The organism is Streptomyces sp. NPDC048001 (assembly GCF_043203115.1).
Lineage (GTDB): Bacteria > Actinomycetota > Actinomycetes > Streptomycetales > Streptomycetaceae > Streptomyces > Streptomyces sanyensis.
In genome coordinates this window covers 148,877-169,721 of the sequence record NZ_JBIDBN010000008.1, presented here as the reverse complement: position 1 = coordinate 169,721, position 20,845 = coordinate 148,877, and the positions used below count along the sequence as shown (strand labels likewise).

Genomic DNA, 20,845 nt, shown 5'->3' with positions numbered 1-20,845 from the left:
CGGGCCGCGCCCGCCCGGCGCCCTTACCTGGGATGCTGTACGCAGCGTACGGGCGGACACGGGACGAGTGGGGGGCACGGGACTGTGGAGGACAGGGTGCGGGTGGTCATCGCCGAGGATTCCGTGCTGCTGCGGGAGGGCCTGACCCGGCTGCTGACCGACCGCGGCCACGAGGTCGTGGCGGGGGTGGGGGACGCGGAGGCGCTGCTGAAGACCGTCGCGGAGCTCGCCTCCGGTGACGCGCTGCCCGACGTGGTGGTGGCCGACGTGCGGATGCCGCCCACCCACACGGACGAAGGGGTCCGCGCCGCGGTGCGGTTGCGCCGCGAGCACCCGGAGGTCGGCGTGCTGGTGCTCTCGCAGTACGTCGAGGAGCGGTACGCGACCGAACTGCTGGCCGGCAGCAGCCGCGGTGTCGGCTACCTGCTGAAGGACCGGGTCGCCGAGGTGCGGGAGTTCGTGGACGCGGTGGTGCGGGTCGCCCGGGGCGGCACCGCGCTGGACCCGGAGGTCGTGGCCCAGTTGCTCGGGCGCAGCCGCAGGCAGGACGTGCTCGCCCGGCTCACACCGAGGGAGCGGGAGGTCCTCGGGCTGATGGCCGAGGGGCGCACCAACTCGGCGATCGCCCGGCAACTCGTGGTGAGCGACGGGGCCGTGGAGAAGCACGTGAGCAACATCTTCCTGAAGCTGGGGCTGTCCCCCAGCGACGGCGACCACCGGCGGGTCCTCGCGGTGCTGGCCTACCTCGACTCGTGAGGTGCCCGGCGACTCGTGAGGTGCCCGGCGCCCCGCGCCCGAGCGGGACCCGGCGGGGCGACGCGGCAGGGAAGGAACGGACGGGGGCCGGTGGTGCATGACAAAACCGGTCGCCACGGCGTCTCATTAGGTTCATCCGACACGTGAGCGGTCCCGGAAGGGCGCCCCTGCCGTCGTAGGGTTGCCCGTAGGGCGGCCGGTCGACCGGCCGCGTCCCGGGGAGCCGCCTCGACGAGGGAGGTCCAGTTCAGTGACCAGCCAGGTCAGTAGCCCGGCAGGACAGGCCGGCGAGGCCGACGGGGCCCAGCACGCCCATGAGTCCCAGGAAGCCGTCGTCGGCGAGCAACGCAGACCCGGCGACGGGAAGGAGGTCCGCCGGCTGGACCGGGTGATCATCCGCTTCGCGGGCGACTCCGGTGACGGTATGCAGCTGACAGGCGACCGTTTCACCTCGGAGACGGCGTCCTTCGGCAACGACCTGTCGACGCTGCCGAACTTCCCCGCCGAGATCCGCGCCCCCGCAGGGACACTGCCGGGTGTGTCGAGTTTCCAGCTCCACTTCGCGGACCACGACATCCTCACCCCGGGTGACGCCCCGAACGTGCTGGTCGCGATGAACCCGGCGGCGCTGAAGGCGAACATCGCCGACGTCCCGCGCGGCGGCGAGATCATCGTGAACACCGACGAGTTCGCCAAGCGGGCCATGGCCAAGGTGGGGTACGAGACCTCGCCGCTCCAGGACGGCTCGCTGGACGCCTACCGGGTGCACGAGGTGCCCCTGACGACGCTGACCATCGAGGCGCTCAAGGAGTTCGGCCTGTCCCGCAAGGAGGCCGGGCGGAGCAAGAACATGTTCGCGCTGGGTCTGCTGTCGTGGATGTACCACCGGCCGACCGAGGGCACCGAGCGCTTCCTGCGGCGCAAGTTCGCGAAGTCGCCGACCATCGCCGAGGCCAACATCGCCGCCTTCCGGGCGGGCTGGAACTTCGGCGAGACGACCGAGGACTTCGCGGTGTCCTACGAGGTCGCCCCCGCGAGCAGCGCCTTCCCGCCGGGCACCTACCGCAACATCTCCGGGAACCTGGCCCTGTCGTACGGGCTGATCGCGGCGGCGCGCCAGTCGGACCTGCCCCTCTACCTGGGCTCGTACCCGATCACCCCGGCCTCGGACATCCTGCACGAGCTGTCCCGCCACAAGAACTTCGGGGTGCGCACCTTCCAGGCCGAGGACGAGATCGCGGGGATCGGCGCCGCGCTGGGCGCGGCGTTCGGCGGCTCGCTGGCGGTGACGACCACCTCCGGTCCGGGGGTGGCGCTCAAGAGCGAGACGATCGGGCTCGCGGTCTCGCTGGAGCTGCCGCTGCTCGTCGTGGACATCCAGCGCGGCGGCCCGTCGACCGGCCTCCCCACCAAGACGGAGCAGGCCGACCTGCTCCAGGCGATGTACGGGCGCAACGGCGAGGCCCCCGTCCCGGTGGTCGCCCCGCGCACCCCGGCGGACTGCTTCGACGCCGCGCTGGACGCCGCGCGGATCGCGCTCGCGTACCGCACCCCGGTGTTCCTGCTGTCGGACGGCTACCTGGCCAACGGCTCCGAGCCCTGGCGCATCCCCGAACTCGACGAGCTGCCCGATCTGCGGGTGCAGTTCGCGAGCGGTCCCAACCACGAACTGGCCGACGGCACCGAGGTGTTCTGGCCGTACAAGCGCGACCCGCACACCCTGGCCCGGCCGTGGGCGGTCCCCGGGACGCCCGGTCTGGAGCACCGGATCGGCGGCATCGAGAAGCAGGACGGCACGGGCAACATCTCCTACGACCCGGCCAACCACGAGTTCATGGTCCGGACCCGGCAGGCCAAGGTGGACGGCATCGCCGTCCCCGAGGTCGAGGTCGACGACCCGGACGGCGCACGCGCCCTGGTGCTGGGCTGGGGGTCGACGTACGGGCCCATCACGGCGGCGGTGCGGCGGCTGCGGGCGGCCGGGGTGCCGATCGCCCAGGCCCATCTGCGGCATCTGAACCCCTTCCCGGCGAACCTGGGCGAGGTCCTGCGGAGCTACGACCGGGTCGTGGTGCCGGAGATGAACCTCGGTCAGCTCGCCACCCTGATCAGGGCCCGGTACCTGGTCGACGCGCACAGCCACACCCAGGTGAACGGCATGCCGTTCAAGGCGGAGCAGCTCGCCACGGCTCTCAAGGAGGCCATCGATGACTGAGGCGCTGTCGCTGGTGCCCAAGGCCGAGGCACAGCAGTCCATGAAGGACTTCAAGACCGACCAGGAGGTGCGCTGGTGCCCCGGCTGCGGGGACTACGCGATCCTGGCGGCCGTGCAGGGCTTCATGCCGGAGCTGGGCCTGGCGCGGGAGAACATCGTCTTCGTCTCGGGCATCGGCTGCTCCTCGCGCTTCCCGTACTACATGGACACCTACGGGATGCACTCCATCCACGGCCGCGCCCCGGCCATCGCGACGGGGCTGGCCTCCTCCCGGCAGGACCTGTCGGTGTGGGTGGTGACGGGGGACGGCGACGCGCTCTCGATCGGCGGGAACCACCTGATCCACGCGCTGCGCCGGAACGTGAACCTGAAGATCCTGCTGTTCAACAACCGGATCTACGGGCTCACCAAGGGCCAGTACTCCCCCACCTCGGAGCTCGGCAAGGTCACCAAGTCGACGCCGATGGGCTCGCTGGACGCGCCCTTCAACCCGGTCTCGCTCGCCCTGGGGGCGGAGGCGGGCTTCGTGGCCCGCACCGTCGACTCCGACCGCAAGCACCTGACGGAGGTGCTGCGTCAGGCGGCGGCGCATCCGGGCACGGCGCTGGTGGAGATCTACCAGAACTGCAACATCTTCAACGACGGGGCCTTCGACGTCCTGAAGGACAAGGCGCAGGCCGAGGAGGCCGTCATCCGCCTGGAGCACGGCGAGCCGATCCGCTTCGGCGCCGGCCTCACCAAGGGCGTGGTGCGCGACCCGGGGACCGGGGACCTGCACGTGGTCGAGGTGACCCCGGAGAACGAGTCGGCGGTGCTCGTCCACGACGCGCACGCGGCCAGCCCGACGACGGCCTTCGCGCTCTCCCGGCTGGCCGACCCCGACACCCTGCACCACACCCCGATCGGTGTGCTGCGCAGTGTGCACCGCCCGGTCTACGACACGCTCATGGCGGAGCAGCTGGAGGCGGCCGTCGAGCAGCAGGGCAAGGGCGACCTGGGCGCGCTGCTGGCGGGCGGCGACACCTGGACGGTCGTCGGCTGACGCCCCGGCCCCCCGGGGCCGGGTCACGGAAGGAGGGCCGGCGCCCCGCGGGGCGCCGGCCCTTCCGGCTGCCGGGGGCGCTCCGGGACGCCCCCGGGGCCCGCGGCGGGACGCACCAGGCGCACCAGGCCGCACCGGGCCGCTCCGGCTCAGGCGCCCCCGGCCGGGGGCGCCTGGCGCAGCTTCTCCTCGTCGTAGGCGGCGCGCGCGGCCTCGACCTCGGCGACGCTGCGCTCGGTCCACCGGGCCAGCTCCCACACCTGGGCGGCGGCCTGCCGGCCGAGAGGGGTGAGCGAGTACTCCACGCGCGGCGGGATCACGGGCCAGGCCTCGCGGTGGACCAGGCCGTCCCGCTCCAGCGTCCGCAGGGTCTGGGCCAGCATCTTCTCGGTGACGCCGCCGATGCCGCGGCGCAGCTCGCTGAAGCGGTGGGTGCGCTCCAGCAGCAGTGCGAGCACCAGCACCCCCCAGCGGCTGGTCACGTGCTCCAGGATCGCCCGGGACGGGCAGAGCTCGCGGTTCACATCGGGCGCGGGGCCCTCGTCGGCACGTACGGACATACCAGTACCTTACTTCAAAGTGGGTACTTACGAATAGTAAGCGCCTTTCCTAGGGTGGTCCCCGAACCGCCGGAGCGCCCACGCGGCGGGCCCGGCACCCCCACCCCGAGGAGAACGTCATGAGCATCGTCGTCACCGGCGCCACCGGAGCACTCGGCCGCCTGGTCGTCGAGGAGCTGCTGCGCACCGTCCCCGCCGCTTCGGTCGCCGCGGCCGTACGCGACACCTCGAAGGCCGCGGACCTCGCCGCACACGGCGTCGAGGTCCGCCGGGCCGACTACGACCGGCCGGAGACCCTCGCCGCCGCCCTGCGCCCCGGGGACCGCGTCCTGCTGGTCTCCGGCAGCGAGGTGGGCCGGCGCGTCCCGCAGCACACGGCCGTCGTCGAGGCGGCCCGGGCGGCGGGCGTGGCGCAGCTCGCCTACACCGGCATCCTGGGCGGCCCCGAGGCCGACTTCGACCTGGCCGCGGAGCACACCGAAACCGAGCGGCTGATCCTGGCCTCGGGGCTGCCGCACACCCTCCTGCGCAACGGCTGGTACACGGAGAACTACACCGCGCACCTGGCACAGGCGCTGGAGCACGGCGCGGTCCTCGGCAGCACCCGGGGCGGCAGGATCGCCTCCGCGGCGCGCGCCGACTACGCGGCGGCCGCGGCCGCCGTGCTGACGCAGGACGGGCACCTGGGCCGGGCGTACGAGCTGAGCGGCGACACCGCCTGGTCGCTGGCGGAGTACGCCGCCGAGCTCTCCCGGCAGACCGGGCGGACCGTCGTCCACACCGAGCTCACGCCGGAGGCGCATCTGGCCGCGCTCACCGGAGCGGGCGTGCCCGAGCCCTTCGCGCGCCTGCTGGTGGACGTGGACGACGCCATCGGGCGCGGCCGGCTCGCGGGGCGCAGCGGGGACCTCGCCCGGCTCGCCGGACGGCCGGCCACCTCCCTGGCGGACTCCGTCGCGGTGGCACTGAAGTCCGCCTGACAGACGTCTGACCAGGGCTTACGGGGGCACCGCCGCGGACCTGCCCGACGAGATCCGACCCCGCCCGGCGCCCCTCGTCGGAGCTTCAACAATCCGTCAGTACCGTATGCCGATACGGGCATGACACCGAGGCCCTGCCCGTCGTACCGTCTTCTCGGGACGCACAGGGGCAGGAGGGGTCAGTGACGACGCGGAACGACCAGCGGGCAGGGCTGCTGTACGGGATCGGGGCCTACGGGATGTGGGGCCTGGTCCCCCTCTTCTGGCCGCTGCTCAAGCCCGCCGGGGCCACCGAGATCCTCGCCCACCGGATGGTCTGGTCGCTCGCCCTGGTGGCCGTCGCCCTGCTGGCCCTGCGGCAGTGGGGCTGGGTCCGGGAGCTGCTGCGCAGCCCGCGGAAGCTGGGGCTGATCACCCTGGCCGCCTCGGTGATCTCCGTCAACTGGGGGCTCTACATCTGGGCCGTCAACGCCGGTCGCGTGGTCGAGGCCTCGCTGGGGTACTTCATCAACCCCCTGGTGACCATCGCGCTCGGTGTGCTGCTGCTGAAGGAGCGCCTGCGGCCCGCGCAGTGGGCGGCCGTCGGCATCGGCGGCGCGGCGGTCCTGGTGCTCGCCGTCGGGTACGGCCGCCCGCCGTGGATCTCCCTCGTCCTCGCCGTGTCCTTCGCGATCTACGGCCTGGCGAAGAAGAAGGTCAACATCGGGGGGCTGGAGTCGCTGGCCGCCGAGACGGCGATCCAGTTCCTGCCGGCCCTGGCCTTCCTGCTCTGGCTCGGCTCCCGGGGCGAGGCGGCCTTCGGGGCGCACGGTGCCGGGCACGCCGCGCTGCTGGCCGCGACGGGCATCGTGACGGCCGTGCCCCTGGTCTGCTTCGGCGCGGCGGCCATCCGGGTCCCGCTGTCGACCCTCGGACTGCTGCAGTACCTGGCGCCGGTCTTCCAGTTCCTGCTGGGCATCCTCTACTTCAGGGAGGCGATGCCCGCCGAGCGGTGGGCCGGGTTCGCCCTGGTGTGGCTGGCGCTGTCGGTCCTGAGCTGGGACGCCCTGCGCACCGCCCGGCGGAACAAGGCGGAGGCCCGGCGGCTGGCCGCCCAGGCCGCCGCCGCGGGCGGCGAACCGGCCGCGGCGGCCCTGCCGGGCACCCCGGCCCCGGGCGGCATCGTGGCCTCCGGCGCCCCGGCGGCGGCCGGGGTCCCGGCCGCCGCCGGGCAGCCGCACGGCGCCGAACGTGAGCGGACGGAGCGCGCCACCGAGCCCACGGCCTGAGCCGCCCCGCGCGGCTCGCGTCCGGTGCGGCTCGCGCCCGGCGCGCGGAACATCCGCGCGCCGGGCGGCCGGAGCCCGTACAAGTAGGGCATGACACTGCACTGGAAACTCGTCGTCGACGCCCGTGACCCGCACGCCCAGGCGGACTTCTGGGCGGCGGCCCTCGGCTACCTGGTGGAGGACAACAGCGCCCTGATCGACCAGGTGCTGGCCGCCGGGGCGGCACCGGAGGAGGCCACGGTGGAGTCCCACGGCCGCCGCGCCTGGCGCGATCTGATCGCCGTCCGGCATCCGGACGACCCCTGCGACAGCCGGAGCGGGACGGGGCTCGGGCGCCGGATCCTCTTCCAGCGGGTGCCCGAGGAGAAGACCGGGAAGAACCGGCTGCACATCGACCTGCACACCGCCCCCGGCGAGCGGGAGGCCGAGACCGCCCGGCTGGTCGTCCTGGGCGCCGCGGTCCTGGAACACCGGAGCGAACCCGGCGGGGAATGGACCGTGATGACCGACCCCGAGGGCAACGAGTTCTGCGTCCACTGAAGGACACCCGGCGCCCGCCTGCCGGCCGGGCGCCCCGCCCACGCACCGGCAGCGCACGAACGGGGCGGTCCGAGGGGCGTACAGCCTGGCGGAACCGCGGTACCGGCGCTATCGGGCCCCCATGGATGCACGCCACCGCCCGCGGGACAGATGGCACACCCCGTCGGGCGTGATGCGCACGCGCGCGCCGAGCAACGGCAGGGAGCCTTCCGCGTTCAGCCGGTTGCGGATGCGTTCCAGCGCGGACCAGAGCCGTTGCGGTCCACCCTGGTGCACGGTCGGCGGGTCGGTCCACTCGGCGGACGCGCGTGCCCACGATCCGTCCGGGTGCACCAGGTAGGCCGTTCGCGTCCGTCCGCTGGTCTCGTATCCGGGTTCCACACCCGGTGCCGTGACCTCCAGCATGGACCGGAGTTCCCACGCGTTCGCCACGTCCAGCACGGGGTAGCGACCCGTACCGGCCTCGTCCCCGTCTGCCCCACGGGCGAGGGCGAACAGTTCGGCGAGAGCGGGCGGGTAGTCGTCGCCGGTCCGGGTGAGCATGAAACCCGCCATGTCCCGTTCCACCTGCCCCACCACGTCCCCGTTCCGGTCCTTCCACCCGGTGATGATCAGGGACGTGCGCGCGAGCGTCGTCGCTATGCGTCCGCCGGGTTCCAGTGCGGCGAGTACCGCGCGGAGCCCCGGACCGGGTGCGAGGGCGACCGTGCACACGATGCGGTCATACGAACCCGGCACGCCCTCGGTGGCGTCCGCCGTGATCACCTCCGGGCGGTATCCCATGTCCCCGAGCCGGACCCGCGCTGCACTGACCAGATACGGGTCCACGTCCAGACTCGTCACGTGCTCGTCCCCGAGTCGGCGACAGGCGTACGCGGTGAGCCCGCCGGCTCCGGTCCCCAAGTCCAGCAGGGACAGCCCGTCCCCGAGTCGCCCGTGCCTGAGCATCCGCACCACCAGACTTGGCATGGTCGCGGATGACGTGGGCAGCCCCTCGGGCTGGTCTCCGGGTTCGGCGTGGTCGGCGTGCAGCGTGCCCACCCTGGTGATCAGGGACCGGTCCGCGTACGCGGCGTCCAGCCAGGCTTCCGGCTCGCTCGGGCCGTCGCGCAGTACCCACCGGCCCGAGTCGTCCACGTCCCACCATCGGGGCACCAGCTCGTGACGGGCGACGCGTGCCACGGGGGCGAGCCATCGTGAATCCGGGTCGGTCACCTGGTCCGCGAGGGCGCTTGCCTTGCTCTCCCAGTTCATGTGGCGAGCCTTCCAGGTCAGTACGCGGGGTCACAGGCTTCCGTGTTGGCGGGGTCACAGTCGCCGGAATCGTCGGGCGGGCACGCGTTCGCGCGCAGCGGGGGCACGCTCGCAGCCAGTTCCGCCCATGCCGCCCCGCCGAACACCTCGGCGAGGGGGGTTTCCCGGACGTTGCCCGCCGGGAAGTCACGCGAGAGCACGCACCCGGCCACGTTCCCGTTCGGGAGGATGGCAGCGCGTCCGCGGGTGCACCTGCCGCACATCTCGTCCAGCGTCGGTGCCTGCCCCGGCAGTGCGGCGCGGCCCACGGCACGCACCCGGTCCGTGTTGATGTGCTTCACACCCATGGATTCCAGCTCGGCACGCGCTTCCGCAACGCGCTGCCCCGGCAGGATGTCCACGATTCCGGCCCGGACCGTGGCCCCGCGCTTGATTGCCTCGCGGATGTGGCTCCGGGTACGGACGTGACTGCCCTGCCGCCCGGTGATCTTGTCGTGTTCGGCGGGGTCATCGCTGTAGTAGCTCGTCCCGAGGGTCACGCCCTCGCGGGTGAACACGTCCCACCAGTCGGGGGCGACGTGGAACAGGTTGCTGTAAACCTCGACGTGCAGCCCGAGGGAGAGCGCGAGTTCCGTGAAGTCACGCCAGCACGGATGAACGGTCGGCTCACCCCCGATGAGCTGGACGGTGCGGATGCCGAGTGCGGCAGCATCCGTGATGACCGCGCGCCAGTCCGCGGGCGTCATGGTGCCGTGGCTCGCTTGCGGGCTGGACTCGGACAGACAGTGCGTACATGTGAGCTGACACCTTCCGGTGATTTCCAGCTCAAGAGAGCGGATACCGGCAAGCGGACTTGCGGCGGGCGGTTCAAGAACAGTGGTCACGGTGCAACTTCCCTCCGAGTGAGGATCGTTCGGAACGTGCCGGGCCGGTCGGCTGCCAGACCGTCACGTACGACAGCCGACCGGGGTTGAGCCCCGCCCTCTGCCACAGATCGAGTCGCGGACCCGTGCTGTCCCGGTCCGGGTCCGATGTGGCGAGGGCGGGAGTATCAGGGCGCTACGTCCACGGGTCCGCAGCGAGGACGTACAGGGGGTGTGGCAGTCCGCCGATGCGGTGGGGTATCGGCTCGGGGGCCGCCTGGTCGGGCTCGTCGGCGGGGAGCCGGACCGGCCAGACGGACAGGGTGTAGGTGCAGTCCGCATCCGGGACCGTGATGAACAGCGGGCGCCCGTCCTTGATGTGCTCGCGTGCCTCGCGTTGCCCGTCCGGGTCGGCTGCCCACGCGCGGAGTTCCGCGGGGCAGTCCGGCACGGGCGCGGTCGCCGCACGTATGGCCGGCTGCACCCACATCGAGCGCAGCGGATCGGGGTCGAGCCGGTCCGCGATGCGCAGTGCCTCGCCGCAGAGCCATCGGAGTGCCAGCACGGGGGAAATGCTCTGCGTGGTCCCGAGGACGTGCTGCACGGTCTCGCCCGTGCCGTACACGGGCCCTTCCGCGCGTACCTCCGCCCAGTAGCCCGCCGGGTCGGATCGGTCGTTCATGACGGACGCCCCGGCCACATGACCCACGGGCGTTCGATCAGTTCGGCGTAGCCGGTGTGCTCGGGGTGCTCCCGCATGTGGTCGAACACCCAGGTCTGCGGCTCGGTCGGGTCCACGCTCGCCGGTGACATCGCGGCGCACTCGGTGTCGTCCTCGGTGAGCGTGAGGCACCGGAACGCGTAGGTCGTCGGCGGGGCGTCGTCGTCCCGGTCCGGGCATAACGTCCAGTCCACGAAAGCGAACCTGCGCCGGGCGGCAGCGGTCACAGGCGCTCACCCCGGCTCCGAGCGTTCACGCGGGCGGTCTCCGCCCTCAGGCGCTCCATCGGGTCCGCGGGGCGCACGCGCTGGGGCTCGGCGTCCCACTCGGCCCCGCCGCCGACGGGGCGCAGTGACCAGTACGGGCCGACGACCCCGCGGAACTCCCCGAGCCGGTCGGCCCCGGTGTCCATCATCAGTGCACCCACGGAGGGCGGCACCGGCTCCACGTTCACTCGCCTGTCCCCTTTCACTACCAACCCGGCTGCTCGCTCTAGGCAACCGCGTGATCACGCTCAGCGGTACTGTCGGGAAGCGCACAAGGATTAAGAGTGTTAAGCGCTTAGCGCAGTCGTGCATGGGGAGTTGAACGACCGTGGGAACCAGCGAACCGAACACAGTCTTAGAGCGGCTGTTTCGCGAGACCGGATGGACACTGCGGCAGTGCGCGCAAGCGGTCAACCGGGTCGGAACCGAGCGTGGAACCCCGAAGCAGTACCGTGCACCCTCCGTCCATCAGTGGTTGAGCGGGAGTGTGCCGCGCGAGGACGCTCGGCCGCTGATCTTGGAAGCGTTCACCCGAAGGCTCAGGCGACCCGTCACCCATACGGAAGTTGGCTTCCCCGTTCCTGAGGCTGGGACGGAAGCGACCGAGACCAGCGCGGTCGACGGCATCATCGATCTTGGGAGGCTGGACATGGACCCTTCCCGACGTGGCGTGCTGAGCGTCGCTCTGTTCTCCGTCGCGCTGGCAGTCCCCGAGTGGCCGGACGTGGTGGGGCGAATGGAGGCTACCCAGAACGGCACGCGAACCCGAATCGGTATGTCCGACGTGCACACGGTCTCGGCGATGACGGAGCAACTATCCAGCATGGACGACCAGTTCGGGGGACGCACCACACGCCCACTGGCAGCAGCTTTCCTGGTGAACACGGTTGCACCGCTTCTGCGGACGCCCGGCCCCGAGGACGCGCGAAGAGCCATGATGTCCGCGGCTTCCGATCTGTGCTATCTCACGGGGTACATGGCGGTGGACGAAGGGTTGCACGGTCTCGCACAGCGCTACTACCTGAAAGCGCTGGAGCTCGCGGGAGCATCGGAAGACCATCTGACGTACTGCACCACGCTTCGCGGTATGAGCGTACAAGCCGTTGACCTGGGACAAGGGCCGATGGCCAAGCGGCTCGCCGACGCGGCGGCAGCGTCCTCCCCGCAGGCTGGACCACGCATGCGCGCCTTCCTCGCCGGACAGCAAGCGCATGCTGCCGCGCAGATCGGGGACCGGCGTTCCGCACTCGTGTACTTGCAGGAAGCCGAAGTCGCCATGGACAAGGCGGAGTCCCGCGGAAGGGTTTTCGGGTCGTACGACCCCGCATCGCTCAATTACCACACCAGCCAAGTGCGCTTCGAAATGGGCGACGTGCACGGCGCTGTTGCCGCCATGCAGGAATCGGACCGGCTTCGCTACGGCATCTACCGGCGCACCCGCGTAAAGGAACGCGCGATCCTTGCCGAGCGGCAACTAGCAGTGGGCCACCTCGAAGCCGCGTGCCGGACATGGGGGCTCGCACTGGACGACTATCCCCTGGTCGACTCGGGGCGCATCGACAAACGCATGACGGACATGTTCAACCTGATCAGGCCCCATGCACGGAATCACGACGCCCAAGCGCTGTACGAACGTGCGCGTGCGGTCGTCCGGCCCGAGCTGGTTCCGGCATGACGGAAGGCCCGCCCATACCCTCCGCGAAGACGCGCGTCCCTCCGTGAGCCCGGCGCCCGCGGGGCCGCCATGCGTGGCGTGATCTGATGACTGTCCGGCATCCGGACGACCCCTGCGGCAGCCGGAGCGGGACGGGGCTCGGGCGCCGGATCCACTTCCAGCGGGTGCCCGAGGAGCAAACCGGGGTGAACCGGCTGCACACCGCCCCCCGGTGAGCGGGAGACGAAGACCACGCGGCTGGTCGTCCTGGGCGCCACCGCCCTGGGGCACCAGGCGGACCCAGCAGGGAATGGACCCGTCATCAGCCGATCCGGGCACTCACAGCCCGCGGTTCACCAGATACCCCCGGCTCAGCGGCGAACGGTCGCGTCACTCAACCCGGCAACCTCAACTCACTGACAAAACAGATCAGCCGAGATCATCTGCGATGAACGACCCGATTCCGTTCTCCGTGCGGATCAGCCCGCGCTCACGCAGATCCGCCAGCGCCTTCCGCACGGTCACCTGGGCTACGCCGAACTCGGCACAGAGCGCCAGGATGCCCGGCAGCTTCGACCCCTCCGGGTACACCCCGGCGTCAACGCGCCGCTCGATCTCAGCGCTGATCTGTACCCACTTCGCGCGGGTCGGGTCCAGCTCCACAAGCTCAATGCTCCGCGCTGCGGCGAAGTACGGCTAGGGATAGCGAGCTATAGCAAGGTAGCGTACGCTGGGTCACCCGGCACCCGCCGGGAACGAAAGCGCCCCAGGGCGACCGGGCAAGGGTCGGCACCTGGGGCTGAGCCGACTGAACTGGAGTCGACCCCATGCGAAGCCTACTGGCCGTGCTGTGCGCGCTCTTCCTGCCCGCCCGTGGGAAGCACCGCGCCACTCCCACCCCCGCCGTCCGCCGATTCCACCGGCCGCTGCCGACGCCCAAAGCGCCCCGTCCGGCCGACGTGATCGAGGCTGACCGGCTTCCGCTCGTCCGGCCCTACCTCGGCGGCTTCGAGTGGCAGCAGGAAGGGGAACGACAGCGCGACCGGCGCGCAGCGGCGGCACTCTCGACGACGGGCGTCGACTTCCTGGGGGTACCGGCATGACCGAGCTTCGCCGCATGCTGCCGGGTGCCGACGGACGCTCTGACTTCTGCCAGCCGGGAGGAACCCTCGCCGCTATGAGCGACGCGATCGAGAACGACGCGATCGAGTCGGGCGCCGTCGTCCTGGGGCTTGTGCGCGCCATGCTCGCCGGTTCCCAGCTGACCGCCGACGAGAGCCGGTACATGCTGCGCCGGACGGCCGAATGCCTGAGGGATGCGCTGAACGTCGGGGAGCTGCGCGGGGAACGACTCAAGGCAGCAGGATGCGATTGACCGGACGGAGCCCAGGCGGACCGGCACGAGATCCGCAGGGCCGCCGGAATCGGCGCGCGGGAGCCGGCCGCCGGACTGCGCTGCTCGGGCTCGAAGGTGCCGCGTATCGGCAGGGCTCCTCGCGCGGGGAGCGTCGCCGGTGGCACCGCGCGTGTCCTCGTCACGTCGACCCTGGGCATCACCCGGCCGACCGAGGCTGCACCGAGACCGACGGGCCCGCCAGATCACCCGCACCCACCCGAGGGCCCAGAGCCCACACCGTTTCGGATCCATGGAACGGAGTGTCGGGAGACCCCGAGGGCCATGCGTTCTGCGCCCGCTGAAGGACGCACCGGGGCGGCCGCCGTCACCCCCGCCTACCCCCGGCACCGGCGCCCCCGCCGCCGCAGGTCGGGCGGGATGTCCGCTATCCGAACGCCGCTGACCGGATTGCGCCCTTGACGGTGCCTCCGCGTCTCACCCACCATTCAGGGCGCACAGCGCAGTCGAGCACACCCCGTTCCTGCACCACGTCCACCCGGCACAGCACCTCGCGCACAACCGCGCGGCCGGGCGGTGCCCCGAGCCAGGGTGCCGCAGCGGACACCCGCACCGCGCACGGCACGATGCCCGCGTACCCCGTACGACGCTCCTCGCACCGCCCACGCGGGTCACGCACGACGCAGACGCACCACGCGCACCATGTTCACGCTCCAGCGCCCCGGACCCCGTCGGCCCGGGGCGTCCTGCACGTTTTCCGTCCCATCCCCATACGGAATCCGGAGCCCCCACATGAAACTCTCCGTTCCCGGGCGCACCCTCGCCACGGCGACGCTCGCCCTCGCCGGGCTGCTCGCCGCCGGCGCACCGGCGCAGGCCGCGCAGAGCGCGCCCTCCGCGGCGGCCGCACCCGACATCCCCGTGGCCAACGTCAAGGCCCACCTCGACCAGTTCCAGTCCATAGCCTCCGCCAACGGCGGCAACCGCGCCCACGGCAGATCCGGCTACCGGGCGTCCCTCGACTATGTGAAGGCGAAGCTGGACGCCGCCGGGTACACCACCACGATCCAGCAGTTCAGCTACGGCGGCAGCACCGGCTACAACCTGATCGCCGACTGGCCGGGCGGCGACACCGCCCAGACGCTGATGACCGGCGCCCACCTCGACTCGGTCAGCTCCGGAGCCGGCATCAACGACAACGGCTCGGGCTCCGCGGCCGTCCTGGAGGCGGCGCTCGCCGTCTCCCGCGCCCAGCTCCAGCCCGACAAGCACCTGCGCTTCGGCTGGTGGGGCGCCGAGGAGCTCGGCCTCGTCGGCTCCCGGTACTACGTCAGCAGCCTCTCCTCCACCGAGCGTTCGAGGATCGCGGGCTATCTGAACCTCGACATGGTCGGCTCGCCGAACGCCGGGTACTTCGTCTACGACGACGACACCCTGCTGGAGCAGACCTTCAAGGACTACTTCGCCGGGATCGGGGTGCCGACGGAGATCGAGACCGAGGGCGACGGCCGTTCCGACCACGCCTCGTTCAAGAACGTCGGCATACCGGTGGGCGGCCTGTTCACCGGCGCCGGGCGCACCAAGACCAGCGCCCAGGCGCAGAAGTGGGGCGGCACGGCCGGGCAGTCCTTCGACCGGTGCTACCACTCCTCCTGCGACACCACGGCGAACATCAACGACACCGCGCTGGACCGCAACAGCGACGCCCTGGCCCACGCGCTGTGGACCCTGTCCTCGGGGACGACGGTCCCGCCGGACGGCGACGTCTACGAGAACACCGCGGACGTGTCCATCCCGGACTACGGCCCGGCCGTGACCTCGACCGTGAACGTCTCCGGACGCAGCGGCAACGCCCCCTCGGCCCTCAAGGTCGGTGTGGACATCAAGCACACCTACCGCGGTGACCTGGTGGTCGACCTGGTCGCGCCCGACGGCAGCACGTACCGGCTGAAGAACTCCAGCGGCGGTGACTCCGCCGACAACGTGATCGCCACGTACACGGTGGACGCCTCCGCCGAGGCGGCCAACGGCGCGTGGAAGCTGCGGGTGCAGGACGTGGCCCGGTGGGACACGGGCTACATCGACTCCTGGAAGCTGACCTTCTGACGGACCGGCGGCGGCCGAGGCGCCGTCCCGGGGCCCGCCCGGGCCCGACCGTCCCCGCGGACCCCCGTCCCGGCGCACGACGCCCGCGCCCCGCCGTACCGATCCGGGTACGGCGGGGCGCGGGCGTGCGCGGGGCGCGGCGGACGCCCTCCGGGACGGCCCTCAGCGGGCCCCGTCGGCGATGCCGACCAGGGCGTCCTTGGTGACGGCGCCGACGTAGACCGTGCCGTCGTCCGTGAGCAGGGCGTTGACCAGGCGGGTCGAGAAGACCGTGCCGGTGCCGAACTTGCCGCTGACCTTGTCTCCGAGGGAGTCCAGGAAGGCCCCGGCCCCGCCCGGCAGCCCGTCCGCAGCGGAGGGCGCCTTCTCCTGCCCGGCACCGCCCGAGGGGCCTTCGAGCACGGCCACGGCGGTCCAGCCCTCGCCGATGACGTCCACGGCGCCGACGTCCTCCGCGCCCCCGCCGGGCAGCAGCTCGCCGACCGGGGACCCGGCCTCCTCCGCCGCCTCCCGTGCCGCCGCCTCGTCGGCCTCGGTGACCCTGGCGCCCTTCGGCGGGGTGAAGGAGAAGGTGGACGCGGCGGGCTTGGCGAAGTCGACCCGGGTGAAGCCCACGTCCACCACGGCCTTGCCCCCGTCGCCGGCGGTGAGGGTGGCCTTCAGCGGGGTGCCGGTGCGCGCGTCGACCGCGATGGTGACGGCCCCGACCGTCGACCCCTTCTGCTCGGGCCGTACGACCAGCCGGTAGGCGTCCCGCCCGGCGATCCTCGCGGTGCCGTCCACCTCGTAGGAGGTGGTGTCGCCGGACAGCTCCAGCAGCCGGTCCGTCAGCTCCTTCGGGGTCAGGGGCGCCGCGAGCGGGGCCCCGTCCCGCTCGGCTGCGGGGCCGCTCCCCTCTGGGTCCTCCGCGTGGAAGACCTCGTTGGAGGCGCTGTCGTAGGCCCACAGCTCGTCCCCGTCGTGGATGAGGGTGTACTCGTCGGAGCCGTCGACGACGGTGAGCCGCTGGCGGTCCGGGCCGTCGGCGGCGACCCGGAGGGTGTGGGTGCCGGTGGCCAGCTCGGTCAGCCGGGACTGCGGGTCGGCGGAGGAGTCCGCGCCCCCGGCGACCGCGCCCGCCAGCCCGTCCAGGGCGGGCAGCCCGAGATCGGTGCTGATCTTGACGGTGCCGGAGAGCTGCTGGGTGTCCGAGGCGGCGATCTTCTCGATGAGCTGCCGCGCCGTGATCTCCGGCAGCTCGGGGTCGCCGGAGGCGGCCAGTGCGGGGACGAGCCCGATGGTGCCCGCCGCCACCGCGGCCACCGCCATGGGGACCGCGTAGCGGGCGGCCTTGCGGCGTCCCGCGGCGGGCTCCTGCTCCCGGTCGGCGGAGTGTGCGCTGTCGTTCGGTGCCATGGTGTCCCCTACCTCCGTGGTCGTTCAGCGGTGATGGTGTCCATCCGACCAAACCGACGGCCCCTCAGGCATCAGCCCGCGGGCTGGAACCGCGTACCCCTCAGGGATGACAACCGGGGCTCCGCCGCGCCCGGGGCCGTAGGGGTCACCCCGAGGCGGGACGGGGGGTGGAGCGGCCCCAGCGGGTGTGCCGGGGCGCGTGGCGGGGCGGGGTCACCCCGCGCGGTGCACCACCGCGTCGCAGAGTTCCTCCAGCGCCGCCTTCGGGTAGCCGTCCGGCAGCGGGGCGAGCAGGGCGCGCGCCTCCTGGGCGTAGCGCACGGTGTCCCTGCGGGCCTGCTCCAGTGCCGGGTGGGCGCGCAGCAGCCGCAGCGCCTCCGCGTGGCGGGCGTCGTCGGCGAGGTCGGAGTCGAGCAGGGCGACGAGCTCCAGGTCCTCGGGGCGGCCGTGGGCCTCGGCGGCGGCGCGCAGCAGGAGGACCGGCAGGGTGGGGATGCCCTCGCGCAGGTCGGTGCCGGGCGTCTTGCCGGACTCGTGGGAGTCGGAGGCGATGTCGAGGACGTCGTCGGCGAGCTGGAAGGCGACTCCCAGCCGCTCGCCGTACTGGGTGAGGACGTCCACGACGCGCTCGTCGGCACCGGCCATCAGCGCCCCGAAGCGGCAGGCGACGGCGATCAGCGAGCCGGTCTTGCCCGCGAGGACGTCGAGGTAGTGCTCGACCGGGTCACGGCCGTCCCGGGGGCCGGCCGTCTCCAGGATCTGGCCGGTGACCAGGCGCTCGAAGGCCTCCGCCTGGATCCGTACGGCCTCGGGGCCGAGGTCCGCCAGGACGTGGGAGGCGCGCGCGAAGAGGAAGTCCCCGGTGAGCACGGCGACCGAGTTGTCCCAGCGGTTGTTGGCGCTGGGAACGCCGCGTCGCACGTCCGCCTCGTCCATGACGTCGTCGTGGTACAGCGTGGCGAGGTGGGTGAGCTCCACGACGACGGCCGACGGCACCACGCCCGGCGCGTGCGGGTCGCCGAACTGCGCGGCCAGCATCACCAGCAGCGGCCGGAAGCGCTTCCCGCCCGCGTGGACGAGGTGCTGGGCGGCCTCCGTGATGAACGGAACCTCGCTTTTGGTGGCATCGAGCAGGCCCGCCTCCACAGCCGACAGTCCGGTCTGGACATCGGCTTCAAGAGCCTGGTCCCGCACGCTCAGCCCGAACGGCCCGACGACGGTCACGAGGGGGTCTCCTGTCTGCTGACGATCACACGAATCGTCGAGGTGTCACTGGGTTCACTCAAGTCAGCGTATCCGGTCGCCTTTCGATCACCGTGAGCGCCTTCCCGCGGCCGCCGGTATGTTCGTGATCAGGGGCGACACGCCCTCGCGGCGCCCGCCTCCCCCCGGGGCCGGACCCGGTCCCGCCGATCGTCCCGGAAGGACCCGCGTCCGCCCGCGGGCCTCCGGGGCCGTGCAGCCGGAGCCCCCATGCGCATCCGCACCGACTTCCCCCACGAGGTGCTCGTCGAGGACGCCCGTGTCCCGCTGCCGGACGGCATCGCCCTCCATGCGCGGATCTGGCGGCCGGTGGACGCCGGGCCGGTGCCCGCGGTGCTGGAGTACGCGCCGGACCGGCTGACGGACGCCTCCGCGGTGCGCGACGGCGAGCGCCACCCCTGGTACGCCGGGCACGGCTACGCCTGCGTCCGGGTCGACGCGCGGGGCCACGGCTCCGGCGGCGGGGTCCCCGGTCCCGGGGGCGGGGCGGGCGAGGTGGCGGACGGGAGGGCGGTGGTGGGGTGGCTGGCCGCCCGGCCCTGGTGCACCGGACGGGTGGGCATGATCGGCCTCGGCTCCGCCGCCGCCACCGCCCTGCGGGTCGCCGCACCGGCCCCGGCTCCCCTGCGGGCGGTGGTCGCGGTCTGCCCGTCCGGCGCCCCGGGCGCCCCGGGTGCTCCCGGTGCTCCCGGTGCTCCCGGCGAGGAGCCGCTGGGGGGTGCGGGCGCCGCCCAGGGCCTCCTCGCCGAGGTCTCCGAGGGGCTCGCGCACGCCGCCCGGCCACCGGACCCCCGGCACTGCGAGGGGGACTGGCGCGCGCTGTGGGAGACCCGGCTGGAGGCGCTCCGTCCGCCGTGGCGGACCGCGCCCGGCACCGGGCCCGCGGGCACGGGCGGCACGGGCACGGGCGGCACGGGCACGGGCGCCGCCGACACGGGCGCCGCCGACACGGGCGGCACGGACGCGGGCGGCACGGGCACGGGCGCCGCCGACACGGACGGCGCGGACACGGGCAGCGCGGACACGGGCGCGGGCGGCTCTCCCGTCACGGCCGCGGTGCTGGCCGTCGGCTCGCTGCACGGCCCCGGCAGCGCCACGGTGCTGCGCCTGGTCGAGGAGCTTCCCGCGGACCGGGTCCGGGGGCTGCTGGGAGCCTGGCAGCACCAGTACCCGGACCGGGCCGAGGACCCGGCGGAGGCGGTGGGCTTCCTCCAGGAGACGCTGCGCTGGTGGGACCACTGGCTGCGCGGCCGCGACACGGGGGTCCTCACCGGTCCGCTGCTGCGCTGGCGGCTCGGGGGCGCCGGGCCGGAGGGCGCCCGGTGGGCGGCGTCGGAGCGCTGGCCGTCCCCGCGGGTGGCCGAGGTGCGCTGGGCGCTCGGCGGGGGGCCGGTGGCGGTGGCCTCCCCGCTCCACACCGGGGTGGACGCCGGGCGCCACCGCCCGGTGGGGCACGCCGGGGACCTGCCGCCGGACCAGCGGGAGGAGGACGCCCGCTCGGTCTGCTTCGAATTCCCGGTGGGGGCGGAGCCGGTGGTGGTGCTGGGGCGGCCGCGGGTGGTCCTGCGGCTGACCGGGATCGCGCCGGGTGCCCCGGTGGCGGCCCGGCTGTGCGACGTCGCCCCCGACGGGACCTCGGTGCTGGTCGCCCGGGGTGCGCTGCGGCTGCCCGCGGCGGGACCGGGCGGCCCCGGCGGGGCGCACGGGGACGGCGGGCCGGACGGGGACGGCGGGGCGCACGGGCCGCGCAGGGCGGGCGGGGAGGGCGGGGAGGGCGGGGAAGGCGGGACGGCCGGACCCGGCGGGGTGGTGGTCGCACTGACCCCCGCGGCCCACCGCTTCGCGCCCGGCCACCGCGTCCGCCTCGCCGTCTCCGGCGCGTACTGGCCGTGGCTGTGGCCCGCGCCCGGCCCGGTGGACCTGGTGCTCGACCCGGCCGGCTCCGCTCTGGTGCTCCCGATGTGCGGGGCCCCGCAGGCGGACCGCGGGGACGCCGCACTCCCGGGCACCCCCGCGGCGGAGCCGGAGCACGCGGCGCCGCCGCTGGTCTCCGTACCGGGGACACTCGATCCTCCGCCCTCCCGGCTGCTGGTCACCCGTGACGTGCCCGCCGGGACCTGGACCGTGGAGGCGGTGCCCCACCGCGGCCGGCCCCATGTGCACCCGGACGGGCTGGAGTACACCGAGGAGGCCCGCGAGAGCTACACCGTCGAGGACTCCGACCCGCTCTCCGCCCGGGCCCGCTCGGTGCACACGATCCGGCTGCACCGCCCCGAGACCGCCTGGGACGTGCGGGTGGAGGTCCGCTCGGAACTGCGGTGCGACGGCGCCGGCCACCTCGCCGCCTCCGCCGAGCTGGTGTGCCTGGACGGTCGCGAGGCGGTCTTCCACCGGACCTGGGAGGAGCGCCTGCCCCGGGGCCCGTACCCGCTCCCCCGGCCTCCGGACTGAACCGGCCGCATCCACCGCCCCGGTGGACGGCCCCGGGGGCCTGTACGCCCCGGGCGCCCGGAGCCCGGCACCGCCCCGTCGATTCCGATAATCGGACGGAACTCTCCGGAGAATGGTCACCCCGGACGCTCCCGCCCGCCCGGGCCGTGGACGTAAC

The 20,845-nt window shown here is 73.2% G+C and carries 21 protein-coding genes; 12 read left to right on the top strand and 9 right to left on the bottom strand.

What is annotated here, in order from left to right:
• The first annotated feature begins 84 nt into the window (after nt 1-84).
• From ACGF15_RS16580 to ACGF15_RS16570, 3 genes are all read left to right on the top strand, one after another.
• On the top strand, nt 85-756 hold the full coding sequence (locus ACGF15_RS16580) for a response regulator transcription factor (protein ID WP_345614439.1): 672 nt from the start codon (nt 85-87) through the stop codon (nt 754-756).
• Between the two features lie 250 nt (nt 757-1,006).
• A complete protein-coding gene (locus ACGF15_RS16575) occupies nt 1,007-2,971 on the top strand; it encodes a 2-oxoacid:acceptor oxidoreductase subunit alpha (RefSeq protein ID WP_345614438.1) in 1,965 nt (654 codons plus the stop codon).
• Nucleotides 2,964-4,013, top strand: coding sequence for a 2-oxoacid:ferredoxin oxidoreductase subunit beta (locus tag ACGF15_RS16570; RefSeq protein ID WP_345614437.1), 1,050 nt, complete (start codon nt 2,964-2,966; stop codon nt 4,011-4,013). Before ACGF15_RS16575 ends, ACGF15_RS16570 begins: the two co-directional genes overlap by 8 nt.
• Before the next feature lie 149 nt (nt 4,014-4,162).
• Here the strand turns inward: ACGF15_RS16570 and ACGF15_RS16565 are convergent, their stop codons facing one another.
• Entirely contained in the window at nt 4,163-4,573 is a 411-nt protein-coding gene (locus ACGF15_RS16565) for a helix-turn-helix domain-containing protein (RefSeq protein ID WP_256525390.1), read from the bottom strand.
• 119 nt (nt 4,574-4,692) lie between these two features.
• On the opposite strand from ACGF15_RS16565, the gene ACGF15_RS16560 reads away from it, so the two are divergent.
• From ACGF15_RS16560 to ACGF15_RS16550, 3 genes are all read left to right on the top strand, one after another.
• The gene (locus tag ACGF15_RS16560; protein ID WP_392799663.1) at nt 4,693-5,553 is read left to right on the top strand and encodes an SDR family oxidoreductase; all 861 of its coding nucleotides are present in this window, start codon (nt 4,693-4,695) and stop codon (nt 5,551-5,553) included.
• A gap of 239 nt (nt 5,554-5,792) precedes the next feature.
• The gene (rarD, locus tag ACGF15_RS16555; protein ID WP_392799941.1) at nt 5,793-6,821 is read left to right on the top strand and encodes an EamA family transporter RarD; all 1,029 of its coding nucleotides are present in this window, start codon (nt 5,793-5,795) and stop codon (nt 6,819-6,821) included.
• Between the two features lie 90 nt (nt 6,822-6,911).
• Entirely contained in the window at nt 6,912-7,361 is a 450-nt protein-coding gene (locus ACGF15_RS16550; RefSeq protein WP_345614433.1) for a VOC family protein, read from the top strand.
• 108 nt (nt 7,362-7,469) lie between these two features.
• Here the strand turns inward: ACGF15_RS16550 and ACGF15_RS16545 are convergent, their stop codons facing one another.
• From ACGF15_RS16545 to ACGF15_RS16525, 5 genes are all read right to left on the bottom strand, one after another.
• Complete coding sequence (locus ACGF15_RS16545) at nt 7,470-8,615, bottom strand: methyltransferase domain-containing protein (RefSeq protein WP_392799660.1); 1,146 nt, start codon at nt 8,613-8,615, stop codon at nt 7,470-7,472.
• Between the two features lie 17 nt (nt 8,616-8,632).
• On the bottom strand, nt 8,633-9,499 hold the full coding sequence (locus tag ACGF15_RS16540) for a radical SAM protein (RefSeq protein ID WP_392799657.1): 867 nt from the start codon (nt 9,497-9,499) through the stop codon (nt 8,633-8,635).
• A 175-nt stretch (nt 9,500-9,674) separates the two neighbouring features.
• Entirely contained in the window at nt 9,675-10,160 is a 486-nt protein-coding gene (locus ACGF15_RS16535; protein ID WP_392799654.1) for a hypothetical protein, read from the bottom strand.
• Nucleotides 10,157-10,393: a hypothetical protein gene (locus tag ACGF15_RS16530; protein ID WP_392799651.1), complete on the bottom strand. Its 237-nt coding sequence runs from the start codon at nt 10,391-10,393 to the stop codon at nt 10,157-10,159. The genes ACGF15_RS16535 and ACGF15_RS16530 overlap by 4 nt, the downstream gene beginning before the upstream one ends.
• Nucleotides 10,394-10,422: 29 nt before the next feature.
• The gene (locus ACGF15_RS16525; protein WP_345614566.1) at nt 10,423-10,614 is read right to left on the bottom strand and encodes a hypothetical protein; all 192 of its coding nucleotides are present in this window, start codon (nt 10,612-10,614) and stop codon (nt 10,423-10,425) included.
• A gap of 179 nt (nt 10,615-10,793) precedes the next feature.
• Between ACGF15_RS16525 and ACGF15_RS16520 the strand changes: the two genes are divergently transcribed.
• Both ACGF15_RS16520 and ACGF15_RS16515 read left to right on the top strand, forming a co-directional pair.
• Entirely contained in the window at nt 10,794-12,140 is a 1,347-nt protein-coding gene (locus tag ACGF15_RS16520) for a tetratricopeptide repeat protein (protein ID WP_392799648.1), read from the top strand.
• An 86-nt stretch (nt 12,141-12,226) separates the two neighbouring features.
• Entirely contained in the window at nt 12,227-12,355 is a 129-nt protein-coding gene (locus ACGF15_RS16515) for a hypothetical protein (RefSeq protein WP_392799645.1), read from the top strand.
• Nucleotides 12,356-12,548: 193 nt separating this feature from the next.
• Here the strand turns inward: ACGF15_RS16515 and ACGF15_RS16510 are convergent, their stop codons facing one another.
• Nucleotides 12,549-12,782 carry a GntR family transcriptional regulator gene (locus tag ACGF15_RS16510; RefSeq protein WP_345614427.1) on the bottom strand — a complete coding sequence of 78 codons (234 nt, stop codon included), beginning with the start codon at nt 12,780-12,782 and terminating at the stop codon, nt 12,549-12,551.
• Nucleotides 12,783-12,946: 164 nt separating this feature from the next.
• On the opposite strand from ACGF15_RS16510, the gene ACGF15_RS16505 reads away from it, so the two are divergent.
• From ACGF15_RS16505 to ACGF15_RS16495, 3 genes are all read left to right on the top strand, one after another.
• Nucleotides 12,947-13,222, top strand: a complete 276-nt coding sequence (locus ACGF15_RS16505; RefSeq protein WP_392799642.1) for a hypothetical protein — start codon at nt 12,947-12,949, stop codon at nt 13,220-13,222.
• 74 nt (nt 13,223-13,296) lie between these two features.
• A complete protein-coding gene (locus ACGF15_RS16500) occupies nt 13,297-13,494 on the top strand; it encodes a hypothetical protein (protein WP_392799639.1) in 198 nt (65 codons plus the stop codon).
• A gap of 771 nt (nt 13,495-14,265) precedes the next feature.
• Nucleotides 14,266-15,579 carry a M28 family metallopeptidase gene (locus tag ACGF15_RS16495; protein WP_392799636.1) on the top strand — a complete coding sequence of 438 codons (1,314 nt, stop codon included), beginning with the start codon at nt 14,266-14,268 and terminating at the stop codon, nt 15,577-15,579.
• A 162-nt stretch (nt 15,580-15,741) separates the two neighbouring features.
• Here ACGF15_RS16495 and ACGF15_RS16490 read toward each other — a convergent pair whose 3' ends face one another.
• The gene (locus ACGF15_RS16490) at nt 15,742-16,974 is read right to left on the bottom strand and encodes an outer membrane lipoprotein carrier protein LolA (protein WP_392799633.1); all 1,233 of its coding nucleotides are present in this window, start codon (nt 16,972-16,974) and stop codon (nt 15,742-15,744) included.
• A 213-nt stretch (nt 16,975-17,187) separates the two neighbouring features.
• Complete coding sequence (locus tag ACGF15_RS16485) at nt 17,188-18,198, bottom strand: polyprenyl synthetase family protein (protein WP_362610569.1); 1,011 nt, start codon at nt 18,196-18,198, stop codon at nt 17,188-17,190.
• A 249-nt stretch (nt 18,199-18,447) separates the two neighbouring features.
• Here ACGF15_RS16485 and ACGF15_RS16480 point away from each other — a divergent pair, with 249 nt between their 5' ends.
• Nucleotides 18,448-20,688 carry a CocE/NonD family hydrolase gene (locus ACGF15_RS16480; protein WP_392799630.1) on the top strand — a complete coding sequence of 747 codons (2,241 nt, stop codon included), beginning with the start codon at nt 18,448-18,450 and terminating at the stop codon, nt 20,686-20,688.
• The last annotated feature ends 157 nt before the right edge of the window (nt 20,689-20,845 follow it).

Coding starts and splice junctions, on each gene's coding strand:
- ACGF15_RS16570 (WP_345614437.1), top strand. CDS start 2,964: ATGACTGAGGCGCTGTCGCTGGTGCCCAAGGCCGAGGCACAGCAGTCC.
- ACGF15_RS16565 (WP_256525390.1), bottom strand. CDS start 4,573: ATGTCCGTACGTGCCGACGAGGGCCCCGCGCCCGATGTGAACCGCGAG.
- ACGF15_RS16560 (WP_392799663.1), top strand. CDS start 4,693: ATGAGCATCGTCGTCACCGGCGCCACCGGAGCACTCGGCCGCCTGGTC.
- rarD (WP_392799941.1), top strand. CDS start 5,793: ATGTGGGGCCTGGTCCCCCTCTTCTGGCCGCTGCTCAAGCCCGCCGGG.
- ACGF15_RS16550 (WP_345614433.1), top strand. CDS start 6,912: ATGACACTGCACTGGAAACTCGTCGTCGACGCCCGTGACCCGCACGCC.
- ACGF15_RS16545 (WP_392799660.1), bottom strand. CDS start 8,615: ATGAACTGGGAGAGCAAGGCAAGCGCCCTCGCGGACCAGGTGACCGAC.
- ACGF15_RS16535 (WP_392799654.1), bottom strand. CDS start 10,160: ATGAACGACCGATCCGACCCGGCGGGCTACTGGGCGGAGGTACGCGCG.
- ACGF15_RS16525 (WP_345614566.1), bottom strand. CDS start 10,614: ATGATGGACACCGGGGCCGACCGGCTCGGGGAGTTCCGCGGGGTCGTC.
- ACGF15_RS16515 (WP_392799645.1), top strand. CDS start 12,227: ATGACTGTCCGGCATCCGGACGACCCCTGCGGCAGCCGGAGCGGGACG.
- ACGF15_RS16505 (WP_392799642.1), top strand. CDS start 12,947: ATGCGAAGCCTACTGGCCGTGCTGTGCGCGCTCTTCCTGCCCGCCCGT.
- ACGF15_RS16500 (WP_392799639.1), top strand. CDS start 13,297: ATGAGCGACGCGATCGAGAACGACGCGATCGAGTCGGGCGCCGTCGTC.
- ACGF15_RS16495 (WP_392799636.1), top strand. CDS start 14,266: ATGAAACTCTCCGTTCCCGGGCGCACCCTCGCCACGGCGACGCTCGCC.
- ACGF15_RS16490 (WP_392799633.1), bottom strand. CDS start 16,974: ATGGCACCGAACGACAGCGCACACTCCGCCGACCGGGAGCAGGAGCCC.
- ACGF15_RS16480 (WP_392799630.1), top strand. CDS start 18,448: ATGCGCATCCGCACCGACTTCCCCCACGAGGTGCTCGTCGAGGACGCC.